This window comes from Vibrio mangrovi, from assembly GCF_024346955.1.
In the GTDB taxonomy this organism is placed as follows: domain Bacteria; phylum Pseudomonadota; class Gammaproteobacteria; order Enterobacterales; family Vibrionaceae; genus Vibrio; species Vibrio mangrovi.
In genome coordinates, this window is record NZ_AP024883.1 from 1,893,737 (window position 1) to 1,909,902 (window position 16,166).

Annotated in this window: 11 protein-coding genes; 5 read left to right on the forward strand and 6 right to left on the reverse strand. The window is 44.7% G+C overall.

The genetic code is table 11. The features are described from left to right. Positions 1 to 23: 23 nt before the first annotated feature. From pepN to OCU74_RS08525, 5 genes are all read right to left on the reverse strand, one after another. Complete coding sequence (gene pepN, locus OCU74_RS08505) at positions 24 to 2,627, reverse strand: aminopeptidase N (RefSeq protein ID WP_087479311.1); 2,604 nt, start codon at positions 2,625 to 2,627, stop codon at positions 24 to 26. Between the two features lie 211 nt (positions 2,628 to 2,838). Continuing rightward, the gene (locus tag OCU74_RS08510) at positions 2,839 to 3,513 is read right to left on the reverse strand and encodes a hypothetical protein (protein WP_087480082.1); all 675 of its coding nucleotides are present in this window, start codon (positions 3,511 to 3,513) and stop codon (positions 2,839 to 2,841) included. Between the two features lie 193 nt (positions 3,514 to 3,706). Continuing rightward, on the reverse strand, positions 3,707 to 5,713 hold the full coding sequence (gene prc / locus OCU74_RS08515) for a carboxy terminal-processing peptidase (protein WP_087479312.1): 2,007 nt from the start codon (positions 5,711 to 5,713) through the stop codon (positions 3,707 to 3,709). 17 nt (positions 5,714 to 5,730) lie between these two features. Then, on the reverse strand, positions 5,731 to 6,339 hold the full coding sequence (gene proQ / locus OCU74_RS08520; protein WP_087479313.1) for an RNA chaperone ProQ: 609 nt from the start codon (positions 6,337 to 6,339) through the stop codon (positions 5,731 to 5,733). Positions 6,340 to 6,429: 90 nt separating this feature from the next. Then, on the reverse strand, positions 6,430 to 6,915 hold the full coding sequence (locus OCU74_RS08525; RefSeq protein WP_087479314.1) for a GAF domain-containing protein: 486 nt from the start codon (positions 6,913 to 6,915) through the stop codon (positions 6,430 to 6,432). 340 nt (positions 6,916 to 7,255) lie between these two features. Between OCU74_RS08525 and OCU74_RS08530 the strand changes: the two genes are divergently transcribed. The 3 genes from OCU74_RS08530 (at position 7,256) to rsmF (ending at position 12,654) form a co-directional block, all read left to right on the forward strand. After that, on the forward strand, positions 7,256 to 8,473 hold the full coding sequence (locus OCU74_RS08530) for a paraquat-inducible protein A (RefSeq protein WP_087479315.1): 1,218 nt from the start codon (positions 7,256 to 7,258) through the stop codon (positions 8,471 to 8,473). Then, complete coding sequence (locus tag OCU74_RS08535) at positions 8,466 to 11,120, forward strand: MlaD family protein (protein ID WP_087479316.1); 2,655 nt, start codon at positions 8,466 to 8,468, stop codon at positions 11,118 to 11,120. Before OCU74_RS08530 ends, OCU74_RS08535 begins: the two co-directional genes overlap by 8 nt. A gap of 106 nt (positions 11,121 to 11,226) precedes the next feature. After that, positions 11,227 to 12,654 (forward strand): 16S rRNA (cytosine(1407)-C(5))-methyltransferase RsmF, encoded by a 1,428-nt coding sequence (gene rsmF / locus OCU74_RS08540; RefSeq protein WP_087479317.1) that lies wholly within the window; start codon positions 11,227 to 11,229, stop codon positions 12,652 to 12,654. A 94-nt stretch (positions 12,655 to 12,748) separates the two neighbouring features. Here the strand turns inward: rsmF and OCU74_RS08545 are convergent, their stop codons facing one another. Beyond that, a complete protein-coding gene (locus tag OCU74_RS08545) occupies positions 12,749 to 13,594 on the reverse strand; it encodes a CvfB family protein (RefSeq protein ID WP_087479318.1) in 846 nt (281 codons plus the stop codon). A 132-nt stretch (positions 13,595 to 13,726) separates the two neighbouring features. On the opposite strand from OCU74_RS08545, the gene OCU74_RS08550 reads away from it, so the two are divergent. Both OCU74_RS08550 and OCU74_RS08555 read left to right on the forward strand, forming a co-directional pair. Continuing rightward, on the forward strand, positions 13,727 to 15,091 hold the full coding sequence (locus OCU74_RS08550) for a hypothetical protein (RefSeq protein WP_087479319.1): 1,365 nt from the start codon (positions 13,727 to 13,729) through the stop codon (positions 15,089 to 15,091). 8 nt (positions 15,092 to 15,099) lie between these two features. Beyond that, the gene (locus tag OCU74_RS08555) at positions 15,100 to 16,158 is read left to right on the forward strand and encodes a 3-deoxy-7-phosphoheptulonate synthase (protein WP_087479320.1); all 1,059 of its coding nucleotides are present in this window, start codon (positions 15,100 to 15,102) and stop codon (positions 16,156 to 16,158) included. Positions 16,159 to 16,166: the final 8 nt, after the last annotated feature.

Sequence of the window (16,166 nt, forward strand, 5' to 3'; positions counted from 1 at the left end):
CTTATCTTAAGCAAACGATACGATTAAGCTTCCAGTGCTTTGGTCACTTTTTCATATAGATCTTTTGCCAGATCATCCATATTAAGTAAAGCTTCTAACTCTTGCTTCATTAATTTCTGGCGCGTTTCATCATAACGTTTATATTTCAGCAACGGATCAACCAAACGTGAAGCAACCTGAGGATTGGTAGCATTTAATTTCTGTAAAATTTCACCGGCAAAACGGTAACCTGCACCAGATTTATCATGGAACCGGGCTGGGTTCTGATTCAAAAATGAACCAATCAGACTCCGGATACGATTTGGATTTTTCAGCGTGAAGGCTTCATGATTCATAGCATTCTGAATCACGGTCAACGTATCTTTCGCCGGGTTGGTTCCCTGTAGTGCAAACCATTTATCCATAACCAGTCCATCATGTTTCCACTTAGCACTATAGTCATCCATCAACGTTTCACGGCAAGTCAACTCGGCTTGATTCGCTGCCGACATCGCTGCCATCGTATCCGTCATATTATTTGCATTCTGATATTGAGCCTGAACCAGAGATTCCCCTTGTTCCGTCAAAGCCAAATAAGATAAACAGGTATTTCTTAAAGAACGCTGACCAATCGCCGGATGCTCAATAGTATATTCATCCTGCTTCAGCGAGTGATAAAGTGCCGAAAACTCATCCTGTAATTCCTGACCTAAAGAGATTTTGATTGAGTGAAGAACTGACTCAATTGCGTCAACATCAACAGAATCAAACCAGCCTGACACTTCATTATGGTTTGGTAATGCCAGCATTTCTGCAATAAATGCATGTTCCAGAGATGGATCAAGCAATACACCCCGGAATGCATCAATAACAGACTCCGGCAGTTCAACTGACTGTTCCTGTTGTACCCGCTCAATATTTGAACGAATATATTTCCCGATCAACATTTGTCCGGCATCCCAACGGGCAAATTCATTTTTCGCATGCACCATCAAAAATGCCAGTTCTTCGTCACGGTAATCATAAACGAGTTTAACCGGTGCAGAGAAATCTCTAAGCAAGGAGACAATCGGCTGACTTGTGACCGATTCAAATACAAACGACTGCTCGGTTTCAGTGATATCCAGAACATCAGAGACAGCCTTTCCGTTACACTGTAACTCAATGATATTTCCCTGTTGGTCATAAATTTCTATACCTAAAGGAATATGAAGTGCCTGCTTTTCTTTTTGATCTGCGGTTGATGCCGTGTGTTGTCTGACTGATAAAGTAAATGTCTTATCTGCTTCATGATAAACACTACTGACCCGCAGTTCAGGAGTACCAGACTGGCTGTACCATAAGCGGAACTGTTTCAAATCGACACCGGAAGCATCTTCCATTGCCGAAACAAAATCTTCGCATGTGGCTGCCGTACCGTCATGGCGTTCGAAATAAAGCTTCATCCCTTTCTGAAAGTTACTTTCTCCCAGTAAAGTATGAATCATACGAATCACTTCACTCCCTTTTTCATATACGGTCAGAGTATAGAAGTTATTCATCTCAATAACTTTTTCAGGACGAATCGGATGTGACATCGGTGATGCGTCTTCGGCAAATTGTGGCCCACGAATAATCCGGACATTATGAATCCGGTTTACAGCTCTGGACCCCAGATCCGAAGAAAATTCCTGATCACGAAAAACAGTCAACCCTTCTTTCAGACTCAGTTGGAACCAGTCCCGGCAGGTTACACGATTCCCGGTCCAGTTATGAAAATATTCATGACCGATAACAGCTTCAATTCCCAGATAGTCATTGTCTGTAGCGGTCTGGTCATTGGCCAGAACAAACTTGGAGTTAAAAACATTTAACCCTTTATTTTCCATAGCTCCCATATTAAAGAAGTCAACGGCCACCACCATATAGATATCCAGGTCGTATTCCAGCCCGAATCGCTGTTCATCCCATTTCATTGCATTAATCAAAGAGCGCATTGCATGGTGTGCACGATCCAGATTACCTTTATCAACGAATATTTCTAACGCAACATTACGTCCGGAAACAGTCTGGTAGCTATCCCGAAGAACATCGAAATCACCGGCAACCAATGCAAACAGATAAGACGGTTTCGGATGTGGGTCTTCCCAACGTACCCAGGATTTTCCATCTTCAGTTACACCTTCTTCAACTTTGTTGCCGTTGCTGAGGAGATAAGGATAATTTTGTGGTGCAATAATTGTCGTTGTATAACGAGCCAGAACATCCGGTCGATCCAGATAATAGGTGATCCGGCGGAACCCTTCTGCTTCACATTGTGTACAGAATGCCCCATCAGACAGATACAGCCCTTCCAGAGCAGTATTCTCTGCCGGATTAATCAGTGTTTCAATTTGTAGCTCAAATTCAGCAGGAAGATCATTCAGTTCAAGAGTCGTATCCACAACCTGATAATGGCTCCATGGTTGCTGGTTCACCTGAACACTCACCAACTCCATATTCTCCCCATCTAAAATCAGCTGATTTGTCTGCTGTAACTGTTTTACCTGAGAAATGGCAACAACCCGGGTTTGGCTTTCATGAAGATCAAAGGTGAGATTAATATCGGTAATCGTATGAGAAGGCGACTGATAATCTTTACGATATTTGGCTTGAAGCGTACTTGCCATCTTGAATCCTTTTGAGTTAACGATACAAAACCGCACACCGGCATCATACCAGCAAGTGTACGGTTTTCTTCAGACACGGAACGTCCTCCGTTCCTATAGATAGAGCTACTCTAGGCGATTCTTATGCAATTCTCAATGACTGACGTGAGATTATCTCGTTATTCAACTGTTTCCACAAATAAACACTCCTCATCAGATCTGAAAACAACATTCACTGGACCCGATTCAAAACAGCAACCATGGCTCCGTTTTCAAAATTCAGGGTCAGTTGATCAGAATTGATATGAAAACGGGTATCGTGTTCTCCCTGTTCGTATAATAAAACCAGATGATCATTTTCCGTATAGTAAACACCGTTATGAACCACTTCATGTCCCCGGTCATCACTGGAACGAATAAAAAATAAGAAATCAGGTTGCAGTACAAGCTGAATCTGTGTCACTCCGACTTCATCCAGTTCCGAACCGGACAGACTCTGACTCTGCCAGTAACCAACCAGTGACCGGGATAATGCTTTGAAGAAAGTCACACCGTTAAGCATCAGCCGGTTGTGGGTGCTGACATAGGAATAGACTTGCGGCGTGACACTCTTAACTCCCAGCGTCAATGTATCCTGATTGGCAGCATAACCACCTTCCCAGTATTCAACCGAACTATCACGTTTTTCAATCTGAACCGCAAAAGTGTAACTGGAACTGAGTGTCAGATGTATCGAAGTGAAGTCCTGAGACGAGTCTTCCGGATCGGCATTCACCAGATACCAGTCACCAAGCAGAAAGGGAAAATCAAACTGAGTAAGGTCGTTCTTATTACTACTACTGAATAATGTACTACTGAGCACTGTTCCCGAACAAACAAGGCAAAAAACAGCAACATACCATTTCATATTTCTCATCATCAGACAAAACTCCCCACTTTTTTCTTTAAGCTTAGGTTCCATATACTGATAAAGCGAACAATTCCATGATTAAGTCATGACTTGTCGGGGGAACATCAGATTTTCGGGAAGAAATGTTTGAAAACACAAAAGAAAAACGCGCCTTTCAGCGCGTTTTCAATCAAATATCCATCAGATATGCTTAAGAAGAACCCAGGTAGACCATATCCACCGTAATCGCAACGGCCTCATCCAGATAAGCATCTGGTGCCACATAGTCTTTCGGTACATCTTCCAGTTTAGTGTAAGGTTTATGCCCTTCACTTTTCTGACGCAGATTAATCCGTTTCAGCGTCAGTGCATCTGCGGCATCAGCTTCACGGTGTCTGACTGCTTCATTCAGAGAAAGTAAATTATCATCTTTCTCTTGCTTATATTTGGCAATATCTTCCGCAATAAACTGAAATTCCATATCTTTTGCGATCCGCTTTTCATGGCGCTTTTGCAGCATCTGGATCAACTTTTTATAATGATGAACTTTGCTGTATTCAGCTTTACCGATGCTGTCCCAGGGTAAAGCATTATCTTCAACACTTTCTCCGGTTTCACTCGGGTCAACCGCCGTCGGAAACGCAATGTCAGGAGCAACGCCCTTATCCTGCGTACTGCCACCATTGATACGATAGAATTTCTGAATCGTGTACTGAATATATCCCAATGGCTCACTGAATAAATCATAGATACCATTCAGCGAATAGTGTTGCTGAACAGTTCCTTTACCATAGGAATTCTCACCCAGAATAACCGCCCGATCATAATCCTGCATGGCCGCGGCAAATATTTCAGAAGCTGAAGCACTGTAACGGTTAATCAAGACAGTTAACGGACCATCATAGCTGCTCTTGTCATCAGTATCACTGTTAATATTTACCCGTCCCCGGCTATCACGAACCTGCACAACCGGACCTTTCTGAATAAACAGACCAGTCAATCCTGTTGCTTCGGTCAATGCACCGCCACCATTATTTCGCAGATCAACAATTACACCATCGATATGCTGCTGTTTGAATTCACTCAGCAACTTATCGGTATCCCGGGAAAGGCCGACATAAAAACTGGGAACCTCAAGTACACCAATTTTTTTACCATCCCGTTCAATTACTTTTGATTTCACCGCCCGGTCTTCCAGACGAATCTTATCACGGGTAATAGTGACAACGTAACTCTTAGCGTTTTTGCCTTCAGGAAGCACCTGCAGTTTAACAATCGTGCCTTTCGGTCCCTTGATCAACTGCACGACATCATCCAGACGCCATCCAATCACATCAACGATATCTTTACCTTCCTGACCAACACCGATAATCCGATCACCTTCGGCAAGCTTATTACTCTTATCGGCAGGCCCGCCGGCAACCAATGAACGAATAACCGTATAGTCATCCGTCAATTGTAACACCGCACCAATACCTTCCAGTGACAGATTCATTTCAGACTTAAACTGCTCTGCACTACGGGGAGAAAGATAACTGGTATGCGGATCGATCTGACGGGCAAATGCATTCATATACAGCTGGAACACATCTTCACTATGCGTCTGGGTCAAACGTTTAATGGCATTGTTATAGCGTTTCGTAAGCGTTTCTTTAATTTCCGGCCATTTTTTTCCGGCTAATTTCAAATTCAACGCGTCATATTTTACCCGCTTGCGCCATAAGTCATCCAATTCCTGCTGACTCTTAGGCCAAGCCTCCTTGGAACGATCCAATTCGATGGATTCATCGGTGTCAAATTTGATCTCATGATCCAATAACGAAAGCGCATATTTAAATCGCTCGTATCGTTTTTTAACCGAGATGTTATACACATCAAAAGCAATCTGATCGCTACCTGAATTCAGTTGATCATCCAATTCAACCGACCACTGTTTAAAACCATCAATATCTTTTTGAGTAAAGATATTACGGTTGTAATCCAATAGTCCGAGATAACGCTGAAATATCTTTTTGGAAAAATCATCATCCAGATAGATATGCTTATAATGCGATTGGGTAAATTTATTCTTAACCCGTTCCGTCGCAAGCGAATGCTGTTTTTCGGGAGCAAGAACGGGAAGATCTGATTCACTGATTGAAGGCGCTGAGGCTTGAACAGAAGAGACTGCCAGCCATAGGCCAGCAGCAATTAATGTCAGTTTTGAACGGCATTTCATGCGTAGGAGGTTCTCCTTTATGCGCGCAAGTGCTCCGCTTTTACAACCATTTGCAGGCCATTTCCAAGCTGTACGCGCACATCTTCCTTATTGATCTCAACAATGGTCGCAGCCATGTTGCCTTTACCCATATTTACTTTAACCTGACGACCAACACTTAGCTCATCAACCTTCAAAGCACGGGCTTGTACAGTTTTTTCCTGAACTCGTTTTGCAGTTTTCGCCTTAGGATTCGGTTTCTTGGCCTTAGGCTGAGAATTCTTTTCCTGCTTTTGTTTTTCTTTACGGCGAGCCTGAACTTTCGCTTTGCTCTCGGCCAGCGTATTCTGGGCATGCTCGACATGTTCCTGCTCTAATGTACCACACGGGTTCCCATCTAAGTCAACTCGTTCTGCGCCGGGTTTCACACCATGCAGATAACGCCATGAAGAAGTATATTGTCTCAACGCAGCACGAAGCTGAGTCTTACTCACCTTCGGATCACCTTCCAAGCGTTCAACAAGATCTTGAAAAATACCAATTTTCAGTGGTTTTGCTTCACCTTCCAGAGTAAAGCATTTTGGGAAACATTCAGCAATATATGCAATCACTTCTTTGCTGTTTTTTAACTTTTCAGTGTTTTCCATGTGGGTTCCTGGTTATTACGGTTCTATTCCGTAAGACATGAAGATATCAATGTTCGGGTATTATAGTGTTCTGAATCGGAAAAACCACCGTCAGACTATAAATAATGACGCGTTAGTCTGTGAATTAAACAGCTTTTCTACATGATTCATCATTTCTGTCAAACCTTGTGCATCAATCTCAGAAAATCGTCCCTGAATCGGACTATCGATATCAAGAACGCCGATCAGTTGACCATTGGCAGAAAATGGAATGACAAGTTCAGAACGACTGGCTGCATCGCAGGCGATATGTCCTTCAAACTGATGAACATCATCAATACGTTGTACACTTGAGGTCTGGATTGCAGTTCCGCACACGCCCCGTCCTACCGGAATTCGGATGCAGGCTGGTTTGCCCTGAAACGGCCCCAGAATTAATTCATCATCCCGTAACAGATAAAACCCGACCCAATTGATATCAGTCAGTTCCATATTGAGAAGTGCGGATAAATTTGCCAGATTGGCGATCAAGTCGGTTTCAGCCCCAATCAACGCCACAGCTTGCTTTGTTAAAAGTCGGTACTGCTCAATTCCCATAAATTTTTCCATCGTTATACAATTTCTGCATCATCAGCAGAGAAATTAATCCCAGAGCGGCTCACTTATTTTCTGATAATACTCATTTTCTGACAATTCCGGTAAAACTGTCTTTGAAGCTAAGCGGGTCTGTTTCTGACTGATTGATAATAAAAACGAAAATTAACACCCATGTTACTTTGATGCAAATACATCCATATCCCTCAATAACCTAATGGTGCAATTTCATGCCAAGCTACTTTATAATACAACTTCTACCAGCCAGTGCGCTTCCGGTGGACTGAGCACTATCATCATATGGATATGGAGCCTTGGCGTGAAAGAAACAAACTCATCGTCTATGGATTACCCACTCAGGCACTGCCATGGCTGCGAACTTCCGGTCATCACCCCTCCCGTTCAACGGGGAAAAAATGCCTATTGCCCCCGCTGCGGAACACAACTTTATCGCGGAGGGCAGCCTTCCTTTTCCGGAAATCTGGCACTTGCACTCACCTGTCTGATCCTGTTTATTCCCGCCTACGGATTTGATTTTCTTTCTATCCATCTGCTGGGAAGCGAACTGAAAGCTTCTGTCTTTCTTGGTGTATTCAGCCTGTTCCAGTCCGGCTTTCCTATTGTTGCCGGATTAGTGCTCTTCTGTGGCGTTATTGCACCATTCGCCATGTGCTCTTCAGTGGTTCTGGCACATACTGCGCTATACTACCGACACCATCGCCTCCTGATCCTTGCACTAAAACTGATGGAGCGACTCAGAATCTGGTCAATGATTGACGTATTTCTGGTGAGTGTCGTTGTTGCCTGTTTTAAATTAAGAGATTACGCCGATATCTTCGTTAGTCCGGCGCTGTACGGTTTTATTCTTCTGCAAATCCTTTCAGTCATACTGATGGGAAGAATCAGTGTCAGACGCTACTGGGAAAAATGGCAATCTGAATCAACCTATGACGAAGCAAATGGTGAAAACTACTGCTCCCATTGTCATCTTTCCCAGAACAATCATGAATTCTGTATCCGGTGTAGTACTTCTTTATTACCGGGAAAAAGAAATAGTATTCAGAAAACATGGGCCTTACTTACTGCTGCTGCCATTTGTATATTTCCGGCGAACCTGCTGCCGATGTCGATTCTGTTCTCAAGTGGAAAACGTCTGGAAGACACTATCTTCAGTGGCGTTGTCAATCTGATTCAACTCAATATGGCTGAGATAGCCGTGGTTATTTTTGTCGCCAGTATCCTTGTTCCGGCGATCAAAATTATCGGGCTGGCCTACCTTTTAATTGCGACTCAGTTCAGCGCACATAGCTATCAGAGACAACGTATGTTCCTCTATTTTTTACTGAAGTGGATCGGGAAATGGTCCATGATAGACCTGTTTGTCATTGCGATAATGCTCACACTGGTTGACCGGGGACAACTTCTGGACTTTACACCAGGCACCGGAGCCACGGCGTTCGCACTGGTCGTAATATTTACAATGTTAGCCACCACCCAGTTTGACCCTCGCCTGATTTGGGAGACAGAGAACAAGACCACTGCGGGAGATGTGTATGAATAATGAGAATAATCATAAACAAACCTATACACCGAAAATCAAAACTACTTATGGCATCTCCCCGTTATGGATTCTGCCACTGGTTACACTCTGCTTAGCCGGCTGGCTGGTTTATCAGGCAATACAAGAGTCCGGCCACCGGATTCAGATCTATTTCTCGGATGCTCAGGGACTGGTTGAGGGCAGAACCCCCATTCGCTATCAGGGACTTGAAATAGGAATGGTCAGACGAATTAAACTGACTCAGGACACGAATAATATTTACGTTGAAGCAGAAATCTACCCGGAAGCCACTTACCTTCTGACCCCGACGACCAAGTTCTGGCTGGTCAAACCGACAGCGACACTTTCGGGAGTTTCAGGACTGGATGCTTTGGTATCCGGCAACTATATCGGCATACAACCCGGCATAAAACAAGATGATGAGTCCTTTGATCCCGTCTTTTACGCCCTGAAAACAGCCCCGATCGACCTGAAACGATCACAAGGTTTAAATATCACACTTCGGGCACATGACTTGGGTGGTATCAATATTGGCAGCAAGATTCTTTATAAAAAAATCCCTATCGGAGAAATATATAGCTATCGATTAGACAGCGATGCAAAATCAGTCCTGCTGCTTGCTTCAATTCAGGATGAATACCGCCAGCTCATTAACAATAGAAGCCGTTTCTGGAATGTCACTTCGTTACGCACAGAGATCAACTATCAGGGACTCGAAGTTCAGTTAGAAGGATTGAGTGCTTTACTGAACGGTGCAATTGCCGTTGATTCGCCGGAAGGCGGACAAAGCATACAGAATCACACGGAATTTCAACTGTACAGTGATCTGAAATCTGCCGGACGGGGAATCCCGATTCAGATTGCCCTGCCGGAAAACAACCAGATTAAGAATAATTCAGCCCCCATTATGTACCGGGGAATTCAGATCGGACAGATTACCAATGTCCATTTCGATCAGAAGCGGAAAACCATTCTGGCAGATGCTGCCATTCAACCAGCCTTTAATGACCTTCTGAATACAGGCAGCAACTTTGTGTTGGAAGAAGCCACACTATCTTTTGCCGGTGTGGCCAATGTTGCAAACTATATCAAGGGTAACTTTTTAACTCTGGTGCCGGGAACCGGCTCCCCCAGCCGGGTTTTCCATGCAACCCGGACATCACACCAGCCGCCATCTGATGCCATAACTGTCACATTACATGCTCAGCAGACTTATGGTCTGGAAGCCGGTAATAAGGTGAAGTACCGTGGTATTTCTGTCGGACAAATTACCGATATCAGACTGAATCAGGATGATATCCGGTTCACTATTTATATCGATAGACAGTATCAATATCTGCTGAAAGACAAAAACCGCTTTTATGTAACAGGTTCAGCCAGTGCATCCCTGACCGATACGGGTGTCATGGTTGATCTTCCGTCAGCCAAAGAGCTGCTGGTCCACACCATCAGTTTTATCAGTGAAGGAAAAGCATATCAGCACTTATCTGGTTACCGGTTATATCCGAATCAGGAGACTGCAGCACTGGCACAAGATTCAGAGCAGGCTTCACAAGTCTACACGCTGGTGTCATCCCAACCTCCGCCACTAACTAAAAATGCACCGGTTCTGTACCGGAATATCATTGTGGGTCATGTGAAAAATTTTCGCCTCTCCGCCCGGACTGTCCTTATTGACCTGCAAATTGATCACCAGTATCAGCACCTGATTACTCAGGACACCGTTTTCTGGAACACATCCGGTCTGGAAATGAACGCTTCACTGCAGGGAGTAACCCTGAAAACTGCACCAATATCCTCTCTGGTCAACGGTGGCATTGCTTTTGATGCGCTGACCGGGACTCAGAACAGACAGGATAAATACTGGGTTCTTTATCCTGACTATGAACGGGCAAGTCATGCCGGACAACTGGTCTGTCTGAACAGCGAAAGTACCTATCAGGTGGTTCAGGGAACACCGATTCAGTTTCACGGGGTGAAAGTCGGCGAAGTTCGCACTGTTCAACCTGATTTTCAAACACGTCAGGTAAATATCTGTGCAGACATTTACCCTGAATACACAACACAGATTGCTCGTCAGGGAAGCTATTTCTGGGTCACATCCGGTAATCAGCCCATTACCCGGCTAAAAAACATTAAGTCGGCGCTGATTCAGTCGATTGATGTATTTCCCGGAGAAGGGCAACCGCTGAGCCACTTTATGCTCCATACACTTCCCTTCCAGCCTTCAGGACTTCACCTGACACTACAAAGCAACCAGATGGGTTCAATTGAAACCGGAGCACCCGTCACTTTCCGGGGGATGAATGTAGGAAGAATCACACGGGTCCGGCTGGGCGAACTATCAGATCGTGTTCTGATTGACCTCAATATTCGTCCTGAATATGCCTATCTGGTGCGAAAAAATAGTATTTTCTGGAATCAGTCCGGAATCGATGTTTCTATTGGATTAGCAGGTGCCGATATCAAAACAGGCAGCTTAGACAGCCTGTTACAGGGAGGAGTCGCTTTCAATACTCCGGAAGCAAAACAACTGGCTCCTCCGGCAGCTAATCTGGATACATTCTTCCTCAACCCGGCCCGTGAAGCAGAATGGTCAGAATGGAATCAGCCCATACCTAAACCACATGAAAATCGTGCATTGTGACGGGAGAATGACGACATTACCCGGCGTCGGATTTTGTATCTTGAGGTTACTTAAGTATATAATGCAGCGCTTCCCAGCAGTTGAAAGTTAAATTGAGAGTATTACTTTGCACACGAATGTTTATTTGCCGGATGAATTTCTGCAGACGATAGAACAAATACTGCCATCTCAACTCACGATGGATGATTTTATTGCCGCCTGTCAGCGCCCGCTGCGCAAAAGTATTCGCGTCAATACCTTAAAGATTTCCGTCGCTGATTTCTGTCAGAGAGCGAGAGAGAATGGCTGGAATCTGGAGCCGATTCCCTGGTGTCCGGAAGGTTTCTGGATCGACATAGAAGATTTCACAACCCCGTTGGGAAATACATTCGAACATATGACAGGCTTATTTTATATTCAGGAAGCCAGTTCAATGATGCCGGTCAGCGCCTTGTTCCATCAGCAGGAACAGCGATTTGAATCGGTACTGGATATGGCTGCTGCTCCGGGTTCAAAAACAACGCAGATTGCAGCACTGATGAATAATGAAGGCATCGTTGTTGCCAATGAATTCTCAGCCAGCCGAACCAAAGCACTTTATTCCAATATTGAAAGATGTGGCGTCAGAAACAGCGCACTAACCACTTTTGATGGTCGTGTTTTCGGTGAGTGGCTTCCCGAGCAGTTTGATGCAGTATTAATTGATGCGCCCTGTTCCGGGGAAGGAACAGTGCGAAAAGATCCGGAAGCGATGAAAAACTGGAGCCCGGCCTCTATTGCCGCGATTGCTGAAACGCAAAAAGCGCTGATTGAAAGCGCGTTCTATGCCTTGAAACCCGGCGGCACACTTGTTTATTCAACCTGTACACTCAGCCGCGAAGAAAACCAGAATGTTTGCTATCATTTGCAGCAGACTTTCGGTGACGCCGTCACCTTTGAATCATTGGAAGCATTATTCCCACAAGCCAGTTCTGCTTTGACTGAGGAAGGTTTTCTGCATATTTTCCCTCAGATTTATGATTGTGAAGGTTTCTTTGTTGCCCGGATTCGTAAAACGGCTTCTGTTCCGACACCCCAAAACAACAAACGATTGGGCAAGTTCCCCTTCACTAAAGCAACGAAAGCTCAGTCTCAGAGCGTGAGTCAGGCATTAAAACAATCTCTGGATGTTGAGCTACCGGCACAGAGTCATATTTGGCTGCGCGATAATGAAGTCTGGCTTTTCCCGGAAGCCCTGGAACCCATGATTGGCCGCTTCAAGTTCTCCCGCATGGGAATCAAACTTGCCGAAGCGCATAAAAAAGGTTACCGCTGGCAGCATCAGCTTGTGACTTCTCTGACAACAGGACAGGAAATGAAAGCAATCACGCTCACATTAGACGAAGCTCGTCAGTGGTTTATGGGTAAAGATATCCGACCGGAGCAGATCGATGTCGGTCAGGGAGAAGTTCTGGTTCAATATCAGGATGTAATACTCGGTCTGGGGAAATGGGTCGGAAACCGGATTAAAAATGGTTTACCGAGAGAGCTGGTCAGAGACGGTAATCTGTTTTAACTCCCCTTTTTCTGCATGGCCCGAACCAGAAGACTGGCTTCGGGCAACATTCGGCATTCGGGAGCACGGTTTTCAGGTTATCCTGGCAAACACGTTATGAAGGGTCATTCACCAAACGAATGCCATCGGCTTCAATCACAATCACTCCCTGCTTATAAAGCTGACCGATCGTTTTCTTATAAGTACCTTTACTGGTACGGAAAGCCGCAAAAATAGCTTCTGGTGAAGATCTGTCTCCCAGTGGCAGAAAACCACCCTTCTTACGTAACTGCTCGACAATTTTGCCACTCAGTTCATCTAATTTCGCCACACCAAGTTTTTGTAGTGAAACATCAATTTTACCGTCATCACGAATCTGCTTAATGAATCCTTTCAGCTTCTTACCGATAAAAACTTTACCAAACACATCCGACTGGAACAGCATTCCCCAGTGCTCACCATTGATTATCACTTTGTATCCCAGCGAAGAGCGCTCCGCGACCAGTAAATCAACTTTCTGATTGGGCGTGTAACGAGCCGGGGTTTTGTCCAGCCATTTATTGAATTTGGTCGTCCCGACAATTCTTCCGGAAGCTTTATCCGTATAAACGTAAACCAGAACCGACTGTTCAGCAGCCAGCCGTCCCCGCTGCTCACTGAAAGGAATCAATAAATCTTTTTCGCTGATTCCCCAGTTCACAAAAGCACCGGTATTATTCACACCGACAACTTTCATCATGCCCCATTCCCCGACACAGGCAATCGGCGTTTCCGTCGTAGCAGCCAACTGGCTGTCAGAATCAAAATACAAAAATACATCCACCAATGCACCGATTTCTACCGGCTGACGCATCAGCTTTTTCGGCAACATCACCATGCCATAGTCTTTTGCGTCCAGAAATACACCAAAATCGGTTTCCCGCAAAATCTCTAGCTGATTGATTTGTCCTATATTAATCATTAAATGGGTCTCATCTTAAATTTGCAGAGATTATACGCGATCTCTGATATTCTTTCTCTATCATTTATAAATATACCCAAGTAACCTCAAGATGCAGGATTCAGATATAAGGGCACGTTTTCCGGAGGCAGTTTGATCAAGGTTAGCAAACATGATGCAATTACATTGAAGATCTCACACACCATGTCAAAGAGTAAGCTTTCCAGTCTGGAAATGTATTTATTCGTTCCGGGAGAGATCGGTTTGAATAAAGATATCATGCCCGAACCCGAGCTTTATTATAACTGTCTGACCCAGAAACGAGCTTATTACAGTGATAAACATTTACTACCGCTGATTCACAGTCGTCTCGCCCAGCGGGGAAGATTGTCAACAACCCAATACCGGATCAGTCTGAGTCTGTTTGCCTACCAGTATGTGATTGCTCTCGATACTGCTGTCAGTGATTTGCTTCATGAGAGTGACAGCGTCACGGAAACTGAAATTGATAATGTTGTGGAGCTGACATTAGATATTTTACGCCGGCTCAGACGTACAATTCCTTATGAAGAAACTCTGAAGCGGTATTATGCAAATATCGATAACTATCTGTCCTGGTATACAGAGCAGAAATTTCTCTCTCTGGTTGCTCACTTAACCCGGGATAGTGAGTATAAAACCATCAAAGACCGCCTGATCGTACTGGCAGAGAAAGAACAGGCACACCGGGCACTGCATCACTACAATTCAGAACAGGCCGCTCAGGATATTACCCGCATGAGTAATAAGATGCGTCTGTTGCGCCGTTTGATTGAACATCCGGTAATTCTGAAAGAAAAACCGGTTTCACTGGGAAATAATATCCTTCGGGCAGTAAAAGGGATTGCGACTGGATTCGTGATGCTCTTTGTCACAATGATGGTTGTCTTTGCCCGGGATTACTGGGGAGAAATTACCGTATCATTCATCATCGCGATGTCTTTCATTTATGCCCTCAGAGAAATATTCAAGGATGATCTCAAAGACATACTTTGGCGATGGCTGCGCAAAGGAAAGCCGAAATGGAAAAGACGTTACTTTGATCCCAGTACAGGAAAGCAGGTTGGGCAAAAATATGAATGGTTGAATTACCAGTCGATTAGCAGCCTCCCCGATCGTATTCAGCGCATCCGTAAGAAACGGATCGTACAGCGGGAAGAGCAAGTCATCAGCTATCGTTCTGAAACGGAAATGTCAACGTCACGTTTTATGAGTGGTTACGAAGAAACCCGTGAAACCATCTATTTTGATTTTCGCGAAATCACCCGGCTTTTTGATAAAGATACTTATCGAGTCTATCGCCTTAACAACGGTCAGGTCAGCCGCGAAAAAATTGAAAAACGTCATCTGTTTAATCTCATTATTAAGCAGGATAATCATACGGATGAGCCAACTTACTATCGCTGGAAGGTTGTACTGAACCGCAGCAAAATCGTCGCGATCGAACCAATTGAGCTCACGCCCAAAGAACTTGGATAATCTAGACCATGAAAACCGATGAACTAAGAACAGAACCTCTGGGGCTTATGCCAACTCCTGACCAGTTGCGTACGCAACATCCGGTAAGTGCTTCTGTAGCCCGGCATATATCACAGAGCAGAAAACAGATTGAAGCCATATTGCATGGCAGGGATAACCGCCTGTTAGTGATTACCGGACCATGCTCCATTCACGATCCGGAAGCAGCATTTGACTACGCCAAACGATTAGATAACCTGCGCCAGCGTTATTCTGACAATTTATTCATTGTCATGCGGACTTACTTCGAAAAGCCCAGAACTGTCGTAGGCTGGAAGGGGCTGATCACAGACCCGTATCTTGATGGCCGTTATGCGCTGGAAGAAGGTCTGAGTAAAGCCAGAGAAATTCTGCTGACAATCAATCAGCTTGGTCTTCCGACTGCAACCGAATTTCTGGATATGATTACCGGACAATATATTACCGACCTGATTTCCTGGGGTGCAATCGGAGCCAGAACAACAGAATCCCAGATTCACCGGGAAATGGCATCGGCACTTTCTTGTCCGGTTGGTTTCAAAAATGCGACAAACGGCAGTGTAAAGATTGCTGTTGATGCTATCAGAGCAGCCAAAGCATCTCACTATTTTTATTCGCCGGACCGGCAAGGCAGAATGACGGTTTACCGTACCAGTGGTAATCCGGACGGACATATCATTCTGCGTGGCGGTGAAAACGGGCCAAATTTTGACAGTCAATCTGTCCAAAACGCCTGTGCTCAATTAGAATCACACCACCTGTCTCCCCGGGTTGTGGTTGACTTCAGTCATGCAAACTGCCAGAAAGAACATAAACGCCAGTTAAGTGTTGCTGAGGATATCTGTCAGCAAATTCGCCGGGGAAGCCATCAGATTGCAGGGATTATGGCAGAAAGTTTTATTATGGAAGGTAATCAGCCGATTGCCCCGATGCCCCAGCTAACATATGGTATGTCAATTACCGATCCATGTCTGAGCTGGTCTGATACCGAGCAGATGATCACACAGCTTGATTCCGCTGTGCATGATAGAAATAACGATAAACGATAAAAACAAGG

What these genes read in the sequence shown, in the direction of transcription:
- proQ (WP_087479313.1), bottom strand. Translation starts at nt 6,339, where the DNA reads ATGGAAAACACTGAAAAGTTAAAAAACAGCAAAGAAGTGATTGCATAT.
- OCU74_RS08525 (WP_087479314.1), bottom strand. Translation starts at nt 6,915, where the DNA reads ATGGGAATTGAGCAGTACCGACTTTTAACAAAGCAAGCTGTGGCGTTG.
- OCU74_RS08510 (WP_087480082.1), bottom strand. Translation starts at nt 3,513, where the DNA reads ATGAAATGGTATGTTGCTGTTTTTTGCCTTGTTTGTTCGGGAACAGTG.
- OCU74_RS08535 (WP_087479316.1), top strand. Translation starts at nt 8,466, where the DNA reads ATGAATAATGAGAATAATCATAAACAAACCTATACACCGAAAATCAAA.
- OCU74_RS08545 (WP_087479318.1), bottom strand. Translation starts at nt 13,594, where the DNA reads ATGATTAATATAGGACAAATCAATCAGCTAGAGATTTTGCGGGAAACC.
- OCU74_RS08555 (WP_087479320.1), top strand. Translation starts at nt 15,100, where the DNA reads ATGAAAACCGATGAACTAAGAACAGAACCTCTGGGGCTTATGCCAACT.
- prc (WP_087479312.1), bottom strand. Translation starts at nt 5,713, where the DNA reads ATGAAATGCCGTTCAAAACTGACATTAATTGCTGCTGGCCTATGGCTG.
- pepN (WP_087479311.1), bottom strand. Translation starts at nt 2,627, where the DNA reads ATGGCAAGTACGCTTCAAGCCAAATATCGTAAAGATTATCAGTCGCCT.
- OCU74_RS08530 (WP_087479315.1), top strand. Translation starts at nt 7,256, where the DNA reads ATGGATTACCCACTCAGGCACTGCCATGGCTGCGAACTTCCGGTCATC.